This is a genomic window from Pedobacter segetis (assembly GCF_016623585.1).
In the GTDB taxonomy this organism is placed as follows: Bacteria; Bacteroidota; Bacteroidia; order Sphingobacteriales; family Sphingobacteriaceae; genus Pseudopedobacter; species Pseudopedobacter segetis.
In genome coordinates, this window is the sequence record NZ_JAEHFY010000001.1 from 84364 (window position 1) to 101719 (window position 17356).

Consider the following 17356-nt stretch of genomic DNA (forward strand, 5'->3'; position numbering starts at 1 on the left):
AAAAGCTATAAAATTCGCTTTAAAACCCTTTTAAACGCAGAAAATCCCGATCTTTTTGAATCGGGATTTTCCTTTATACTGGTTAGTTTAAGCTGGTCGCTTAGTAGCTAATTCGCGATAGAGTGCGTAAGCTAGAATTAAAGATAAAAGAATAGATCCAAATAAAGAAATATTTTCTCCAAAAAAATATGACCGTGGTTCAAATTTCCATTCAATTTTATGATTTCCGCTAGGTAAAACGGCCGCTCTTAGCAAATAATCTGCCCTAAAATATGGCATTTCCTCTCCATCAACATATAGCTTCCATCCTTGGGGGTACCAAATCTCAGAGAAAACCGCAACCGCCTCTTTATCAGTACTGTAATCGTATTTTAATAAATCTGGGTGGTAACTGGTTAATTTAATGATTCCGTTAGTAGGTACGCCCACGTTTTTATCTTTCAACAATGGCTCAAACTCTTTATTAACTATCGCTTCTTTTTTGGGATCAAAAGAACTAATGGCCTGCATCTCTTGATCATTATCTTTTGCATATTGTATGCTTTGCACAAACCAAGCATGGCCGCAGGCCGTTGGGTTTGCCTGCATAGAAGCAGATTGAGCATCTTTACCGGGTGTAATGAAATATTTGGTGTTCAGCATATCCAACACATCTTGGTTGGTGCTGCCGGTAAATTGTTTATCAATAACCTCTTGAAAACGCTTTAATTTTGCGGCATGGTAACCGCCAATAGTTTTATGGAAAGCAGTGGCATCTGCACTTTGAAAAGTAGGGATAGTGGTATCAAAAACCCTATAATCTGGGTCGGTGTCCCTTAAAATAAAATCATCAACCGGTCGCTTTTGTATTTGTTGGCTCATTACAGATTTAGAGACAAATTTGGTGTCGTTTAAATAACGTTTATCTACCGACCATAAATCAACCAAAATAATCACGCCGATTATAATTAGGCCCAACGGTTTGGTTATTTTTTTATTGATCAGTGCCCATAAAGCACCTATCCCCAAAACAATAAAAATTAAAGACCTAAAAGCATCCGCTCTAAAAAGAGAGATACGATCATCGATCAAAGCTTTTGATATAGATGCGCCAAAACTAGCATCGCCGCCGGCAACTTGGTTTAATTGGTTTAAAAAATCTTGGTGGTTGTCTGCTTTAAACGAAAACAGTAAGGTTGGTAAAGCAATTAACACCACTAATAAACCCAATACAATGTAGGCGCTTGTTTTTAATTTTTTGATAACCTCTTTTACATCTACAGTGGGCTTAGTTGCTTCAAAAACAGCCATACAGGCTAAAATTGGCATACACAAACTGGCAATAACCAAATTAAATTCTACAGATCTAAATTTGTTATACAGCGGGAAATAATTAAAAAACAAATCAGACAGTAAAGAAAAGTTTTTACCAAAAGCCAGTAAAATGCTTAATAGGGTTGCGCTCAACAGCCACCATTTTAATTTCCCTTTTACGATAAACAAACCAAAAATAAAGAGGAACAGAACAAAAGCACCAAAATACCAAGGGCCGGATGTAAAAGGTTTTGGCCCCCAATATACCGGCATTTGCTGTGCAAAACCCGCGGCTTGTTGCGCATCTGCACCCTTGGCCATAATTGCTTTTGCTACATCAGATTTTTCGTCTAAAGTTGGTTGCGAGGCACCGCCATAAGCATTTGGGATTAGCAAAGTCATGGTTTCGCCCACGCCCTGGCTCCATTGAAAAGCATAATCTTTATCTAAACCATTATTTGGTTGGGCACTATCTGTGGTGATGTTTGATTTACCACGGGTGCTGTATTGGCCGTATTCGTAGGTTGTCCATAAAGAACCGGCATTAACCGCAACTCCCAATATAACGGCCGCCACCAAAAAGCCTAAAGATTTCCCAACTGTGGCCAATGTTTTATCTTTATAAGCGCTATAAAACTCAATACCCATTAATATCAGCAAGGCGATAAACAGGTAGTACGTCATTTGGATGTGGTTAGAGCGTATTTCCATGGCGATAAAAAAAGCGGTGAGCGCAGTACCTAGCCAATATCTGCCTCTTAAGGTAAGGATTATACCCCCTAAAATAGCCGGAAAAAATGCGATGGCCATTGCTTGGTTACTGTGGCCAGCTTCTAAAAAGATAAAGTTATAGGATGAAAACCCAAAAGCAACGGCTCCAACGGCGGCTAGCCAAGGACTCATTCCCAAAACGATCAATAGAAAATAGGTTGCCAATAAATATATCAAGACGGTATTTACCGGGTTGGGGAAAGTGGCGTTTAAAACATCTATTACATGGGTAGTGATGTTCTTAGGGTATTTTAACCAAATCTGATAAGTTGGCATCCCACCAAACATACTATTGGTCCACAAAGGGGCTTTGCCATCCTCTGCCTTGTATTTCATGATCTCGCTTTGTGTGGCGGCGGCCCTTTGCACATCGCCCTGCATCAGTACTTTTCCTTGGAAAGCAGGCGTGAAATACACAAAGCACAATACCATAAAAAACACGATCATACCCAAATGGATACCATTTCTTTTAAACCAATTGTTCATTCTTTTATGATTAAATTAGTGAGCATCAAAAATAGAAATATACTCATTGAAATGAAATGTAATATCATAACATTTATTATCCGCTTTCAAATTTCTGCCTTAACCGCATTTTTGGCTGTTTTAACCCTTAAAAACTCAAAATAAAAAGCATTGTGTTTTCAACAAAAAACAAACAATTTTAAACGTGTTTTTTAACACTTTTTTATAATAAATGGTTTAAAATTATGATTTACGCAATATAAATCGGTCGGTTTTATCCATTAAGAAATTATTATTCGTTTTTACTTCCTTTTATCAAATTCTCTTCTTATTTTTAAATTTTTTCTACCTCTTAAGCCCCTAAATTCTCAAAATTTTCTTCCCATAACGATGTTAAGAGTTGTAACCGATAAACCCTGCAAGCTGGTTTATTCTTTGGCAAAGCATGAATACCTTGGGTATTTGATTGAACCCCATATCGTTCAACTAAACCCAGATGGCGATTTTTCTTTAACCTACCAACGGCTGTTTACCAGTACGGCATCAGAATTTTATGGTTTTATGGATGCCGCCGATCAAAAACTGATCAAGCTTTTAGAAGAAGTAGAACAGGACCATATCATCAAAAAGCATTTCAAAAAAGCCATAAGGGCAACCGAGTTTTTCACTAAAAATTGGGATGATAAATCTTACGATACCATTAGGCCCAAAATAGAAAAAAAATTGGCCGAGGCCTTAAAGCTTTTAAAAGGAAAAGAGCTTTATATGATGAGCAAAGAGGGTTGGCCGGTAGAAAAGCGCATTCATTTTGCCGATGAGCCCGCAACTGTTTTGTTTCATTTTAGAAGAAACGAAACCGAAACACGCTATTTCCCTACCATAAAATATTTGGATAATCGCATAGATTTTATGTTTAAAGATGCGCAAGTTATCATCAATTACCCGGCTTATTTATTATTGGATGATGTTCTTTACGATTTTGAGCAAGACCTGGAGGGCAAAAAACTTCAGCCTTTTCTAAACAAAAGATATATTTCTATCCCAAAATCATCAGAAGCCACCTATTTTTCAAAATTCGTTTCTCCGTTAATAGAAAAATATCACGTTTATGCAGAGGGTTTTACCATCCACACAGAAAAATATGTTGCCCAGCCCATTTTAAAAGTGGTTTATGTTAGCGGCGGAATATCAGAACTGCAATTGTTTTTTAAATATGGCAATTATACCTTTCCGGCGGGTGGCGATCTAGCCGTTACCGTAAGGATGGAAAAACATGAAGACGAATATTTTTTTCATCGCATCCGCAGGTCTTTAAATTGGGAGAAAAAGAAATTGGAAGAGCTTTTTGACATGGGCTTAAAAAGCAACAGCTCCCTTTTTGTGCATTTAGAGGTTGCCAATAATTCAGAAGATGTAGATAGGTCTTTCTCTATTTTCGATTTTATTAGTGAAAACCACGATGAGCTAATTGAGCGGGGTTTTATTTTTGAGCAAGATACCAGCGCAAAAAAATACGTAATAGGTAGTAGTAAGATAGACCTAGAAATAAACGAAAAAAACGATTGGTTTGATATTGAGGCCATGGTACAATTTGGGGTTTATAAAATTCCGTTCATCCAATTAAAAAACCACATCCTCAATAAAAAAAGAGAATTTACTTTGCCAAACGGCGAGATTGCCATTATCCCAGAAAAATGGTTTTCGCAATACGGCAATTTATTAAGTTTTTCTGAAGGTGTGGATCAATTGCGCTTAAAAAAGCTTCATGTTGGTTTAGTGTATGATTTTGCCAATAGCGACCTGGCAACCATCACCATGGATAGAAAACTACAAAAGCTTTCTGATTTCGATAATATTGATGAGATACCATCACCCGTTCATTTTAAAGGAGTATTGCGCCCCTACCAAAAGGCCGGTTATGATTGGTTTCATTTTTTACAACGGTACCATTTTGGGGGGTGTTTGGCAGATGATATGGGCTTGGGGAAAACGGTACAAACGTTGGCCCTTTTGCAAAAATGCAAAGAAGAACAACAAGAACAGGGCATACACACCACCTCTTTAATAATTATGCCCACCTCATTAATCTATAATTGGATCAACGAAGCAAAAGCATTTACCCCAAACCTTAAAATTTATACGCACACGGGCACATTTAGGGATAAAGACCTTTCTGTTTTTGAGCCCTATGATGTAGTGATTACCACCTATGGCATTACCCGTGTGGATGCTGATCTGTTAAGTAAAATGTATTTCCATTACATTATCTTAGACGAAAGCCAAAATATAAAAAACCCTTCTTCCAAATCGTTTAAAGCGGTTAAGCAATTAAAATCTAAACATAAGCTGATATTATCTGGCACACCCGTAGAAAACACGGTTAATGATCTATGGACACAAATGTCTTTTATAAACCCCGGCCTTTTAGGTTCGCAAGCGTTTTTTCAAACCGATTTTGTGCAACCCATAGAAAAGAAAAAAGACGATGAAAAAGCTTTGAAATTACAGGTTTTGATCAAACCTTTTGTGATGCGCCGCACCAAAGAGCAAGTGGCAACAGAGCTGCCCCCAAAAACAGAAAACCTGTTTTATAGCGAAATGACTTTGGCCCAGGCCGATGTTTACGAAAAGGTAAAATCTGAATACCGCAACGAGCTTTTGAAAGGTTTAGAAACCGGCGAGTATAAACAATCGCCCATACAAATGCTGCAAGGTTTAACCAAATTGCGCCAGATAGCCAACCATCCGTACATGGTTGATGATGAATACGAAGGCGATTCGGGGAAATTTGAAGATGTTACCCATAAATTAGAGAGCGTAGTAGAGGCAGGGCATAAGGTTTTGATTTTCTCTCAATTTGTGAAACAATTGGATCTATACCGAAAATATTTTGATGAAAACAACATCAGGTATTCTTACTTAGACGGCTCCACAACCAACAGGGGAAAAGTTGTGGAAGAGTTTAAAACAGAAAATGACATACAAATTTTCTTGATTTCTATCAAAGCCGGTGGCGTAGGTTTAAACCTAACCGAAGCAGATTATGTTTTTATCCTAGACCCTTGGTGGAACCCCGCCGTAGAGCAGCAGGCAATAGACAGAACGCACCGCATTGGGCAAACAAAAAATGTTTTCATCTATAAATTTATTACAAAAGATACCGTGGAAGAGAAGATCTTGGCACTTCAAAACAAAAAACTGCGGGTGGCTAAAAGTTTGATCACTACCGAAGAAAGTTTTATTAAATCGCTTTCTGCAGATGATATTAAAGAAATTTTGGCGTAGCATCTAAGATATAACCACAGAGCATGGTTTTTCCACAGAGAAAACAAACTCGATTTATCTAAAATTATAAACCAATAGCATTAAAATCATTTTAGATTTGCATTAATATTAGAAAAGGCCACCCGTTCTAAAACAATCAAAAAAATGACTTTTAAAAACCCTATACGTTTTATTTTAATGCTTTTTGTTTACACCTTAATTGGCAGCTGCAGTTTCAACCAAAAACCGCCATCACAAGGATTAAAGTTTTTACAGGGAAAATGGGCCGAGGATTCCGTGGAAAACAAAAACCAATTGGTAACTTATCAAAAACATAAATTTACTTTCACTTGCGACTCTTTTTACCTCACTTTACATTCTTATTCTAGCGTAAATTTGCAAGGCGGTTCTTGTTACGATGCTAAAGAATGGGAAGAATACGCCAAAGGGAATTATAGCATTTCTGCAGATACGCTAAAACTAAACGGCAATTTTGTTAACCAAGATTTTAAATACAAAGCAGAAACATCTTGCTACCGTACCGGTAAATACATCGAGGATTTTATAATTAACGATCATCAAGACTCTACTTTGCTACTTACCAGCTTGCTCACCGGCTTGCGTCATCAAATAAATTTAAAAGAGCGGTTGGTTTGTAAGAAAGGGAAATAAATTTTCTTGAAAAAGCGTCTTTTACTAAAATAATTTGAATTAAAATTTGGAAATAACCATTTTAATTCTACTTTTGCAATCCCAATTGAGAACATTGTTCTTTAGTTGATAAGGGAGATTAGCTCAGCTGGTTCAGAGCACCTGCCTTACAAGCAGGGGGTCACTGGTTCGAACCCAGTATCTCCCACAAAAGCCGACTAAAAAGTCGGCTTTTTTTGTTTACATACTTTTCCCCAGGTTTGTAAATGGTAAGCTTATTGTATCTTTGAAAACATAAGGAGAGATTAATGCCAAAGAATAAGATTTATGAGACCGAAGTAAAACCAGAACGTATTGTTTTGGTGGGTTTGATCACTTCGGGAACCACCGAAGAACAAGAGAAAGAATACCTTGATGAGCTTGCTTTTTTAGTAGAAACGGCCGGAGGGATCACCGAAAAAACATTTACCCAAAAAATGCAAAAACCAGAAAGGGCAACCTTTGTGGGCACAGGTAAATTAGAAGAAATTAAACATTACGTAAAAGCAGAAGAAATAGACATTGTTGTGTTTGATGATGAGCTTTCGCCGATGCAATTACGTAACATAGAAAAAGAGTTAAATGTAAAAGTGCTGGATAGAAGCAATCTTATCCTGGATATTTTTGCTAAAAGGGCACAATCGGCGCAAGCCAAAACCCAAGTAGAATTAGCGCAACTACAATATTTACTGCCTCGTTTAACCCGTATGTGGACCCACTTAGAACGACAAAAAGGGGGTATCGGAATGCGTGGGCCAGGTGAAACACAAATAGAAAGCGATAGAAGGATCATCCAACAAAAAATATCTCTGCTAAAAGAAAGGCTTGCCTCAATTGACAAACAAAACGAAACCCAGCGAAAAAACCGGAAAGAATTAGTAAGGGTTGCCTTGGTGGGCTATACCAACGTTGGTAAATCTACTATCATGAATATGCTCTCCAAATCTGATGTTTTTGCAGAGAATAAACTGTTTGCCACTTTAGATACCACGGTTAGAAAGGTGGTTTTAGAAAATGTGCCTTTTCTGCTCTCTGATACGGTTGGCTTCATCAGAAAACTGCCGCATCATTTGGTAGAGTGTTTTAAATCTACCTTAGACGAGGTAAGGGAGGCGGATATTTTAATCCACGTGGTAGATATTTCACATCCAAATTTTGAGGACCATATCCGTACAGTAAATGAAACCCTTAAAGATCTAGGTGCTATCGATAAAGAAATGATCATGGTTTTTAATAAAATTGATAACTACCATGAGATAGAAGTTGAGCAGGATTGGGAAGTAGAAAACGAAGAAAAACCAACCATGACATTGGCCGATTTTAAAAACAGTTGGATGGGCAAAAACAACAGCCCTGCCGTATTTATTTCGGCAATGGAAAAAGAAAATATAGATGAATTTAGGGATTTGATCTATGAAAGAGTGAAAGCCGTAAACCAACAAATTTATCCTTTCAACAATTTTTTATACTAGAAAAGAAGCAAGCATCAAGATTTTAGAAGCATGATAATTGCGTTTTTTTCTTGATACTTGACACTTAAATCTTGATACTAATAAAAACATGGAATCTAAAAGACAACAAAAATTTGCAAGGGTAATACAAAAAGATTTGGGCGAATACTTTCAAAGGGGCGCAGCTTCTATTTTACCCAACACCATGATCACGGTAACCAAAGTAAGGGCAACGCCAGATTTAGGGATTGCCCGGGTGTATTTAAGCTTTTTTAATACGCCAGATCAGCAATTGGCGATCAATACCATAAAAGCGCAAACATCAGAAATAAGGTATAATTTGGGCAAAAGGATCAAAGACCAGGTTAAAGGAATCCCACAATTAGAGTTCTTTTTAGACGATACCAGCGATTATGTAGAAAGGATGGACCAGATTTTTACCAGCATCAATCATGATGAAGACGAAACGAAATAATTCTTTTGAGAATGTATTCTAACGCCCAAATAATCAATTCGTTATTAAAAAAACATCAAAATGATTTTGGCAAAACCGTAGATTTTGATAAGGGCAGTGAACATCTCATCGAGCTGGATTTTACTCAAAAAAACCGCTCCTTAACAACAGAGATAATCAATGATATTCATCTTTTTAGTGATTATATCGATAGTTTGCTAGTGGGTAATAATGCAAAATTTGGCATTGGTGGCTACATGGAAAACCGAACCGTTTACGCCAGAAGCGAACATTTTGGAAAAACTGGCCAAGAAGAACCCCGCCGCTTACATTTGGGCGTAGATATTTGGGGAGCGGTAAATTCTCCTATCTATGCTTTTATGGATGCCAAAATACATAGCTTCTCTTTTAACAATAATTTCGGGGATTATGGTGCAACCATTATTTTAGAGCACCAAATCGAAGGATCCGTTTTTTACAGTTTGTATGGCCATTTAAGCCTAGATAATCTTAATTATATCGCCAAAAACGATGAAATAAAAAAGGGGACGCAGTTTTGCGATTTTGGAAACGCCCTTGATAACGGGAACTGGCCGGCGCACCTTCATTTCCAGTTGATTTGTGATATGGAAGGACGAGAAGGCGATTACCCCGGCGTTGGTAAATTATCAGAAAAAGAACAATGGCTTTCTAAAATCCCTGATCCTAATATTATTTTGGGTTTTTAACCCGGCGCCATTCGGTAAATCTTTCTACGAAAAAACCATTATGCCTTAATATTATTAGATAGCAAACAATTTGTTAAATTGCATTTAAAAAAACAAGCTTATGAAATGGATGGGCAGGCGCCAAAGCGATAATGTTGAGGATAGAAGAGGGATGACGACCGGAGGAAAGCTTATTACCGGAGGTGGAATAATAGGGGTAATTTTTTTGTTGATACAAGTGTTTGTTGGCGGCGATAGCGCTAAGGTTTTAAACCAGCTACAACAGCAAATTGAGCAAGGGCAAACCACCAATGGCACTGGGCAAAGGGAACTCACTAAAGAAGAAAAGCAACAAGGTGCTTTTATAGCTACCGTTTTTGCAGATACTGAAGATGTTTGGGGAGAACTTTTTAGGAAACAGGATAAAACATATCAAAAACCAACATTAGTATTGTTTAACGATGGTGTACAAACGGCTTGTGGCGGTGCTTCATCTTCGGTTGGCCCTTTTTATTGCCCGGGCGATGCAAAAGTTTACATTGATCTTGGTTTTATGCAAGAACTTAAAACCCGGTTTGGCGCTAAAGGTGGCGATTTTGCGACCGCCTATGTTTTGGCGCATGAAGTTGGGCACCATATTCAAAACCTATTGGGAACATCAAACTGGGTCCAAAGGGCGCAACAAGGTAAAAGCGAAACCAAGGCCAATAAACTTTCTGTTGCATTAGAGTTGCAGGCCGATTTTTACGCCGGTGTTTTTGCGCATTATGACAAGCAATATTTAGATGATGGCGATATTGAAGAGGCATTGAGTGCGGCAAAAGCAGTTGGCGATGATGCCATCCAACAAAAAACCCAAGGAAAAATTGTACCGGATGCTTTTACCCACGGCACATCCAAACAAAGGATGAAATGGTTTATGAAAGGCTATGAAACAGGAGACCTAAGCCAAGGAGATACTTTTTCTGGGATATAACTAAGGATTTTACATAAACCCTTTTTAAACACCAACCCCCAGGTTTTTACAGGTTTTCTGCCACAAAATTTTTGCAGTAATTTTTAATCAACTCCCTTACCGCTTTAAACCGTTCCATAATTTCTGCTTCTGATCCTTGCGCTTTTGCGGGATCTGGGAAATTATAATGATGCTTTTTTGCGTTGCTTGGAAAAAACGGGCAACGTTCTTTAGCATGGTCACAAACCGTAATTATAAAATCGAAATCAATATCAAAATATTCGTCAATATTGTTCGATGTCTGGTTTGAAATATCGACCCCGTCTTCTTTCATTGTTAAAACCGCTCTTGGGTTTACTCCATGGGTTTCAACACCGGCACTATAAATAGTTGCTTTTTCTCCCAAAAAACTCCTTAAATAGCCTTCCGCAATTTGGCTTCTGCAACTGTTTCCGGTACAAAGCACCAATATTTTTTTCATGTTGGGTTTTTTATCTCTATCAAAGTTAAACCAATAGCCAAATCAAATTTATGAAACAAAACTTGGGGTCAAAACCCCAGATCAATTGCAAAACGGTTATTGAGCCAGTTATCACTATCGCTCTTTTGTATTTGATGATAAATTGTTTAGGCATAATGCTTTTAGGGTTAACAACAACCCCCTCCGGGCGTACAGGAAGTTTTTTGTGGAGTTTTTTCTGTGGGGATGCCACAATTGTCTTTTGCCAAACAATCCGTTTGTTTGTTGATCAACACAAAAACGTTATTGATAAACCCTAAATCGTATTTCCCAATCGTTCCCGATTGATATTCTACTTCGATTTCCAGATCTTCTAGCCCCAATTTTTCTTCAGAAAGTTTAATGATGTCCAATAGTTTTATGGGCTTCAATCTGTGATCAAAATCATTGGCATTCCACAGCTGAAAGTTGATTGTCTTTTCGCTTCTAACCGTACCGCCACAATCAATAAAGTTTTTTGTAACCATCCCAACTTCTGTTACGTGAAAATGATCTGGGACATTAGCGCCGTTTTCTAGCCTAAAGCTTACCTTTTCTAAATTTGATAAAATCTTTTTTATAGCTGATAGTTTCATGTTTTCGTTTTAATTTAACAACAATTAGATTTCTTGTTTTTCGTTTTTTCAGAGATCATCATAAAATAGTTTTGCAAAAGGTTTAAAGCATCCTCATTAATACAATAACAAATCGCATTTCCCTCAACACTCCCTTTTATAAGGTTGGCGTTCTTTAACTCTTTTAAATGCTGCGAAATGGTAGGTTGCGCCAAGGGCAATTCATTCACAATATCGCCACAAATACAGGTTTCAACTTTTAGCAGATAATCTAAAATCGCAATTCTTGCCGGGTGGCCCAACGCCTTCGCAAGAACCGCCAACTTATTTTGTAAATCTGTATAATGCTCTGTTTTGGTTGCCCCCATCGTAAAAATATAATATTGCAATATTACGATATTTATTTGGGTTTTGAAGGTTTGATTTTCATTTTTGTGATTAATCCTTTAGAAAGCCGCTCTTGTTAATTTAGATTACTGTTTTAAAGCTTTTTACGCATTATATAATCGTCTAAGATAAAACTGTAATACGGAATATCGATTTCCTCAAAAACATCATAGCCCATCTTTTTGTAAAAGCCATAGGCCTTGTTCCCCCTGTTAACATTCAAGTACAAATATTCGGCTCCTAAATCCTTTACGCGTTTTTCCACCTCCTCGATCAAAGTTTTTCCCGCTCCTTTACCTTGTGCCTTTGGGTGTAAATATAGTTTCTGGAGCTTATAGCCGTTGCTTTTAGCGTCTTTAGAATAAGATGCAAACCCAATGTTGCTGTTTTTGGTTTTTAAAAGAACAAAAACATGCCCTTCTTCCATTTGCTGCTCTAAAGCCAAAATACTGTACATCTTTGAAAGCATAAAATCAATCTGTTCATCAGAAATAACATTTTTGTAGGCTATTGGCCAAGTTTCTTTAGCTATGCGATGTATGGTTTCTAAGTGCCTTAAATCTGCGGTAATAATTTTCATTTATATTTCTTCTGCTATAAAAATGCTTTCTTTATCAAAAGAAAAACTAAAAAACCCGTTCTTTTCTGTTTTAAAAACCTTATCGTCAACTTCCTTTAACCCTACAAAAGAAAATCCTTCAATCGGTTCGTGGTTCATCAAAACCACTTTCTCTCCCGCTGCTTTCCATTTATTGAAACCAGATTTTATCGGGTATATCTTTTTATCGTTATTAAAAACAACTATGTCTATCCCCTGCAGGTACGCCGAAAAATTTTCTGTAGAAAAGTTTTTTGTGATAATATTTACAGACGGAAATCCTTCGTTTAACAGAAAATCCATTGCGGTTGCTAATGCGCTATTTTCAACCGCTAAAAATTTGGTGTGCTCTTGTGCCGGCCTGTTGGTTTTGGCTTTCGCCGATAGAACAACATCGATTTTTATACCTAGTGATAAAACTTCTTCCGCTATATCTTCGGCAACCAAAACCATTGGCGACCACTCCAACAGCTGCCCCAGATTTTCTAGCTCAAATCCCGCTAAATTGATGATAATCAATGCGGGTTCTTGCTTTTCCCTTACAATATGATGGCTAGACATTCTGTTTTTTCTTGCTAAATTAAATATTTTGGAGAAAGAACAAGTTGGTTTTAGGTTTAGGCGCATTCTTGTCGCAAGTATAATTCTAATAAAGGCAATTCACGGCCTCAATAAAACGATGTTCTGTTTATGAATATTTTTTTCTAAATTTCATTCCTTAAAATCACGGTATTAAATGAAAAAAATATTTACGTTTCTTATATTTCTTGGCTTCGTAACATTCCTAAAAGCACAAAGCAGAATTCAATATACTGTTTCTTTTGAAAATGCAGCCCATCACGAAGCAAACATCAGTATGAATATCGCTAAAGTACCCAATGGGAAATTTTTGGTTCGGATGAGCCGCTCTTCGCCAGGCAGGTACGCCACACATGAGTTTGGTAAAAACATCTACGATGTTCATGCCTATAATTCTGACGGAAAAGAGATACAAATAAACCAGGTAGAAGGCGATGTTTACGAGGTCCCAGAGCATCAATCCTCCTTAAAAATAAATTATACCTTATTTGGGAATTTGGTTGACGGCACCTATACAGCAATAGACACCAAACATTTTCACCTAAATATGCCGGCAACTTTTATGTGGGCGCCCGCTTTACAAACAGATACCCTGTCGATAAAATTTATTGTTCCGGATAATTTTAAAATCGCAACGCAATTAACACTAAAAAATGGGCTTTATTATGCTCCAAACCTTCAATATTTTATGGATAGCCCCGTAGAAATTTCTAATTACACTTTAAAGAGTTGGGAAGTTGAGAATAAAGACGGGCTTAAGCAGAAAATAAGTATCGTATATCATGGTGCCGGCTCTGATTCTACTTTAAATGATTTTGAAAGCAAGGTAAAGAACATCGTTAACCAGGAGCGGGCTGTTTACGGAGACCTGCCCAAATATGATCATGGGGAATATAAATTTCTGATCGATGTTTTGCCAAGTAATGATGGGGACGGCATGGAACATAGAAATTCTACCATCATCACCAAAGAAGGCGAAAACTTAGAAACTTCTGAATACGGGGTTTTAAGCACTGTTGCCCATGAATATTTTCATAGCTGGAACGTAGAGCGAATGAGACCTAAAACCCTAGAGCCATTTAATTTTGAGAAAGCAAACATGAGCGATGCCCTTTGGTTTGCAGAAGGTTTTACCCAGTATTATGGCAATTTGATTTTGAAAAGGGCAAACATAAAATCTTCTGATGAGTTTGTAGAAACCCAAGGTGCGTATTTAAATGCTGTTTTAAATTCTCCCGGGGCAAACACCTATTCGCCAATATTTATGAGCCAAAGAGCCGTTTTTGTAGATGCTGGCGTAGCCGTAGATCAAACCAATTATCCAAATATATTCAGTTCGTATTACATCTATGGCGATATTACCGCTTTGGCGCTAGATTTAACCTTAAGGGAGCAATTTGGCAAAACATTAGATGATTACATGAGGGCGGTTTGGGTAAAATATGGTAAAACAGAAATTGCTTATAGCTTAGAAGATCTGCAGCAAACTTTGGCAGAATTAACAGAAAGCCAAGATTTTGCGAAGAAATTCTTTCTAAGCTACATTTATGGAACAGAAAAAGCCGATTATAAAACATTACTCGCCAAAGCTGGGTATTTATTAAAAAGGAGCAACACGGCATCATCATGGATCGGAAATGAAAGATTGATTGAAAAAGATGGTAAAATTGTAATTACATCGCCCGCAATAAAAGGAAGTCCGTTATATTTAGCAGGTTTAGATGCTGGCGATACCCTTCTTAAATTTAACGATATTGCCATATCTGGGTTAAAAATTATGCCGTCTTTTTTAAAAGCCACGGCTGGCACCAAAGTAAAAGTAACTTTTGAGAGAGACGGGAAAATACATGAAACATCGCTTACCTTTTTAAACGACCCTAATTTAGAAGTAATAAGTTTTGAGAAAGCGGGCATGGCCGTTACACCAGAAATTACTGCGTTTAGAGAAAATTGGATGGGGAATAAGCAATAAAACAAACCAAAAAACATGAACATTATTAAAAATTTAACCTTTGCCATTACTTGCATCAGCATATTTCAATCTTGTGCGGCACAAAACAAAATAACCGTACCAGAAATTTCACAAACAGATGTCGGTAGAATTATTAAAACGCTTTCTGCGGATGAAATGATGGGCCGAAACTCGATGAAGCCCGAACAGATCGCCAAAGCGGCTGATTTTATAGCTTCAGAATTTAAGGGTGCCGGCCTTAAATATTTTGATGGTTTAAACACGTATCGCCAAAACTTTGAATTGGTACAAAGCAAGTTCTCTAGTGGCGAGCTATTTATCAACGGTAAAGAAATTGATCCCGAAGATTATGCGCTCTCATCTACAGAAAAAGAATTGGCGTGGGAGTCATTACCTAAAATAGAGCATATAGGTAAAGACGATAATTTTCTGGTTAAATCTCAAGGTTATTTACAAAACGATGAAAACTTGATAATTCTGGTTGACCCCTCTGAAGCCGCTTATTTTAAAAGGGTTAAGGCTTTTTTAAGCAGGGGAGGGATGAGGGTAGGTTCTAGTAAATCTGCTTCAAAGTTATTTGTTTTGGGTAACCAAGAGGTTAAAACCATAAAAGCCCGTTTCACAAACACCGTTAGCAGTATTCCGCTGTTTAATGTGGTTGGGGTACTACCGGGAAAATCTAGACCAAATGAGTACGTGGTTTTTAGCGGCCATTATGATCATTTAGGGATTATAAAGGCGGTAAACCAAGATTCTATTGCCAACGGTGCTGATGATGATGCAAGCGGAACAACCGCGGTAATAGAATTGGCGAAATATTTCTCTAAGAAAAACGATAATGAGCGAACCCTTGTTTTTGTTGCATTTACCGCAGAAGAAATTGGCGGTTATGGCTCTCAATATTTCTCTAAGCAACTAAACCCTAATCAAACGGTGGCAATGTTTAACATCGAAATGATCGGTAAGGAATCTAAATTTGGTAAAAACAACGCTTTTATTACGGGTTATGAGCGTTCTGATTTCGGAAAAATATTACAGAGAAATTTAGAAGGAACAGGTTTTAAATTTTACCCAGATCCTTATCCGGCACAAAATCTTTTTTACAGATCCGATAATGCTACATTGGCAAGGCTGGGCGTTCCTGCGCATACCATTTCTTCTGATCAGATTGATACCGATAAATTATACCATTCTGTAGATGATGAGTTTGAAACTTTGGATGTGGGAAATATTACCGAAATAATTAAAGCAATAGCAATAAGCTCTACTTCTATTGTGGATGGAAAAGATACGCCAACAAGGGTTAGTGGGGTAAAGTAAGGTTGTTTCTAGTTGAGAATAACAAACAAACAAACATTTATCCCGCAAATCTTAATGTTATAGGGCATTTTGACCGAACGGAACGGCGTAAATCACCGATTGAATTGTTTCACTTTAGGTAAACTTTGTTTATCTTTGTTTTCGTGGGACAAAATCAGAAACATAGAAAGATTGTCTTTTTCAGGAATTACTTCCAAGAATTTTTTGACAAACAATCAAAGAAAGTGAAAGCAAAGATTGTTTGGACTTTTGATTTGATTGAAGATTTACAGAGAGTTCCTGAAACATATTTAAAACACCTCGAAAATACAGACGGGCTCTATGAAATCAGAGTTCAGGCAGGGAGCGACATTTTTCGCATTTTTTGTTTCTTCGACAAAGGTAAATTAATTGTTTTAGCCCACGGTTTTCAAAAGAAAACACAAAAGGCACCGAAACAGGAAATTGAAAGGGCACTTAAAATAAAAGCAGAATATGAAAGCGAAAAATAGCATCATGACTCTTGAAGAGTTTAAAGAAAAAAATTATGGAAAAAGTGGCACAGCCGAACGTGACGAACTTGAAGCTGGTTATGAAAATTTCAAAATCGGTGCTTTGATTCATGCCACTCGACTTGAAATGGGAATGACCCAAGAACAACTTGCTGAAAAAGTAGGAACGACCAAATCTTATATTTCAAAAATTGAAAACAACATCAAAGAAGCTCGTATTTCTACACTTCAAAAAATTGTTGAACTTGGTTTTGGTGGCCAATTAGAACTTTCAATCAAACTTTAAAAAAGAAGAAAGCCCTATAACAGCAAATTTGTTCAAAAAAGGCTGACGGTGGTTTACGTTAATTCATCAGTTATTTATTTAGTACGGTGCGAAAATGGTTCTGCAAGCAATGCCATCTCTGTACAAATTTTCAAAACGATTAGCGCAGAAACAAGATAGCAAGAAAAAACCCTTCGTCAATCATTCTAAATCTGTGGGCGAAAAACTTGATGTTATAATCATGACAGAAGACGAGATTTCCTATAAAATAAGAAGGGCAATTTTCAATGTTTATTATAATCTTGATCCCGGCTTATTAGAGAATGTATAAGTTTATAGCTTCGTTATGAATAATTGAAAGAAAATCTTTTGGGTAAAAACTGAAGTTGCTTTTCCGGTTTATTATGAGGGAGAAGTTTTAGATACAGGTTATCGGCTTGATGTTTTGGTAGAAAACAAGGTAATTATTGAAGAGAAATCAGTAGAAACATTAACAAAGGTTCATCATAAACAAATTTTAACTTACCTAAAACTAACAGAAATGAAATTAGGAATATTGGTCAGCTTTAATATTGATAATATAACAGAAGGAATATTTAGAAAAGTAAATGGTTTATAAC

General features: G+C 37.1%; 18 protein-coding genes and 1 tRNA gene. 13 read left to right on the plus strand and 6 right to left on the minus strand.

The features are described from left to right. Window positions 1-87 precede the first annotated feature (87 nt). On the minus strand, window positions 88-2550 hold the full coding sequence (locus I5M32_RS00370) for a glycosyltransferase family protein (RefSeq protein WP_200583735.1): 2463 nt from the start codon (window positions 2548-2550) through the stop codon (window positions 88-90). A 369-nt stretch (window positions 2551-2919) separates the two neighbouring features. Between I5M32_RS00370 and I5M32_RS00375 the strand changes: the two genes are divergently transcribed. The 7 genes from I5M32_RS00375 (at window position 2920) to ypfJ (ending at window position 10071) form a co-directional block, all read left to right on the plus strand. Continuing rightward, window positions 2920-5814: a DEAD/DEAH box helicase gene (locus tag I5M32_RS00375; protein WP_200583738.1), complete on the plus strand. Its 2895-nt coding sequence runs from the start codon at window positions 2920-2922 to the stop codon at window positions 5812-5814. A 144-nt stretch (window positions 5815-5958) separates the two neighbouring features. Continuing rightward, entirely contained in the window at window positions 5959-6465 is a 507-nt protein-coding gene (locus I5M32_RS00380; protein ID WP_200583741.1) for a hypothetical protein, read from the plus strand. A 112-nt stretch (window positions 6466-6577) separates the two neighbouring features. Continuing rightward, window positions 6578-6652 (plus strand) — tRNA-Val (locus I5M32_RS00385). Between the two features lie 100 nt (window positions 6653-6752). Next, window positions 6753-7955 (plus strand): GTPase HflX, encoded by a 1203-nt coding sequence (hflX, locus tag I5M32_RS00390; protein ID WP_200583744.1) that lies wholly within the window; start codon window positions 6753-6755, stop codon window positions 7953-7955. Window positions 7956-8043: 88 nt separating this feature from the next. Next, window positions 8044-8409 (plus strand): 30S ribosome-binding factor RbfA, encoded by a 366-nt coding sequence (gene rbfA / locus I5M32_RS00395; protein WP_200583747.1) that lies wholly within the window; start codon window positions 8044-8046, stop codon window positions 8407-8409. 11 nt (window positions 8410-8420) lie between these two features. Next, window positions 8421-9116: a peptidoglycan DD-metalloendopeptidase family protein gene (locus I5M32_RS00400; RefSeq protein WP_200583750.1), complete on the plus strand. Its 696-nt coding sequence runs from the start codon at window positions 8421-8423 to the stop codon at window positions 9114-9116. Between the two features lie 100 nt (window positions 9117-9216). Next, a complete protein-coding gene (gene ypfJ, locus I5M32_RS00405; protein WP_200583753.1) occupies window positions 9217-10071 on the plus strand; it encodes a KPN_02809 family neutral zinc metallopeptidase in 855 nt (284 codons plus the stop codon). 46 nt (window positions 10072-10117) lie between these two features. Here the strand turns inward: ypfJ and I5M32_RS00410 are convergent, their stop codons facing one another. The 5 genes from I5M32_RS00410 to I5M32_RS00430 all read right to left on the minus strand — a co-directional run bounded on the left by I5M32_RS00410 (window position 10118) and on the right by I5M32_RS00430 (window position 12670). After that, entirely contained in the window at window positions 10118-10531 is a 414-nt protein-coding gene (locus tag I5M32_RS00410) for an arsenate reductase ArsC (RefSeq protein ID WP_200583756.1), read from the minus strand. 167 nt (window positions 10532-10698) lie between these two features. Continuing rightward, window positions 10699-11145: a DUF6428 family protein gene (locus I5M32_RS00415; RefSeq protein WP_200583758.1), complete on the minus strand. Its 447-nt coding sequence runs from the start codon at window positions 11143-11145 to the stop codon at window positions 10699-10701. A 14-nt stretch (window positions 11146-11159) separates the two neighbouring features. Next, window positions 11160-11492, minus strand: a complete 333-nt coding sequence (locus I5M32_RS00420) for an ArsR/SmtB family transcription factor (protein ID WP_200583760.1) — start codon at window positions 11490-11492, stop codon at window positions 11160-11162. A gap of 113 nt (window positions 11493-11605) precedes the next feature. Further along, window positions 11606-12091, minus strand: a complete 486-nt coding sequence (locus tag I5M32_RS00425; protein ID WP_200583762.1) for a GNAT family N-acetyltransferase — start codon at window positions 12089-12091, stop codon at window positions 11606-11608. Further along, window positions 12092-12670 (minus strand): thiamine pyrophosphokinase, encoded by a 579-nt coding sequence (locus I5M32_RS00430; RefSeq protein ID WP_200583764.1) that lies wholly within the window; start codon window positions 12668-12670, stop codon window positions 12092-12094. It abuts the gene before it with no gap. Between the two features lie 175 nt (window positions 12671-12845). Here I5M32_RS00430 and I5M32_RS00435 point away from each other — a divergent pair, with 175 nt between their 5' ends. The 6 genes from I5M32_RS00435 to I5M32_RS16955 all read left to right on the plus strand — a co-directional run bounded on the left by I5M32_RS00435 (window position 12846) and on the right by I5M32_RS16955 (window position 17355). Then, window positions 12846-14660: a M61 family metallopeptidase gene (locus tag I5M32_RS00435; RefSeq protein ID WP_200583766.1), complete on the plus strand. Its 1815-nt coding sequence runs from the start codon at window positions 12846-12848 to the stop codon at window positions 14658-14660. Between the two features lie 15 nt (window positions 14661-14675). Then, window positions 14676-15980: a M20/M25/M40 family metallo-hydrolase gene (locus I5M32_RS00440; RefSeq protein WP_200583768.1), complete on the plus strand. Its 1305-nt coding sequence runs from the start codon at window positions 14676-14678 to the stop codon at window positions 15978-15980. A 143-nt stretch (window positions 15981-16123) separates the two neighbouring features. Then, entirely contained in the window at window positions 16124-16471 is a 348-nt protein-coding gene (locus I5M32_RS16795) for a type II toxin-antitoxin system RelE/ParE family toxin (protein ID WP_200583770.1), read from the plus strand. Continuing rightward, window positions 16455-16757 carry a helix-turn-helix domain-containing protein gene (locus I5M32_RS00450; RefSeq protein WP_200583773.1) on the plus strand — a complete coding sequence of 101 codons (303 nt, stop codon included), beginning with the start codon at window positions 16455-16457 and terminating at the stop codon, window positions 16755-16757. The genes I5M32_RS16795 and I5M32_RS00450 overlap by 17 nt, the downstream gene beginning before the upstream one ends. Before the next feature lie 94 nt (window positions 16758-16851). Next, a complete protein-coding gene (locus I5M32_RS00455; protein ID WP_200583776.1) occupies window positions 16852-17067 on the plus strand; it encodes a GxxExxY protein in 216 nt (71 codons plus the stop codon). A 33-nt stretch (window positions 17068-17100) separates the two neighbouring features. Next, window positions 17101-17355 carry a GxxExxY protein gene (locus I5M32_RS16955; protein WP_200584240.1) on the plus strand — a complete coding sequence of 85 codons (255 nt, stop codon included), beginning with the start codon at window positions 17101-17103 and terminating at the stop codon, window positions 17353-17355. Window position 17356 lies beyond the last annotated feature (1 nt).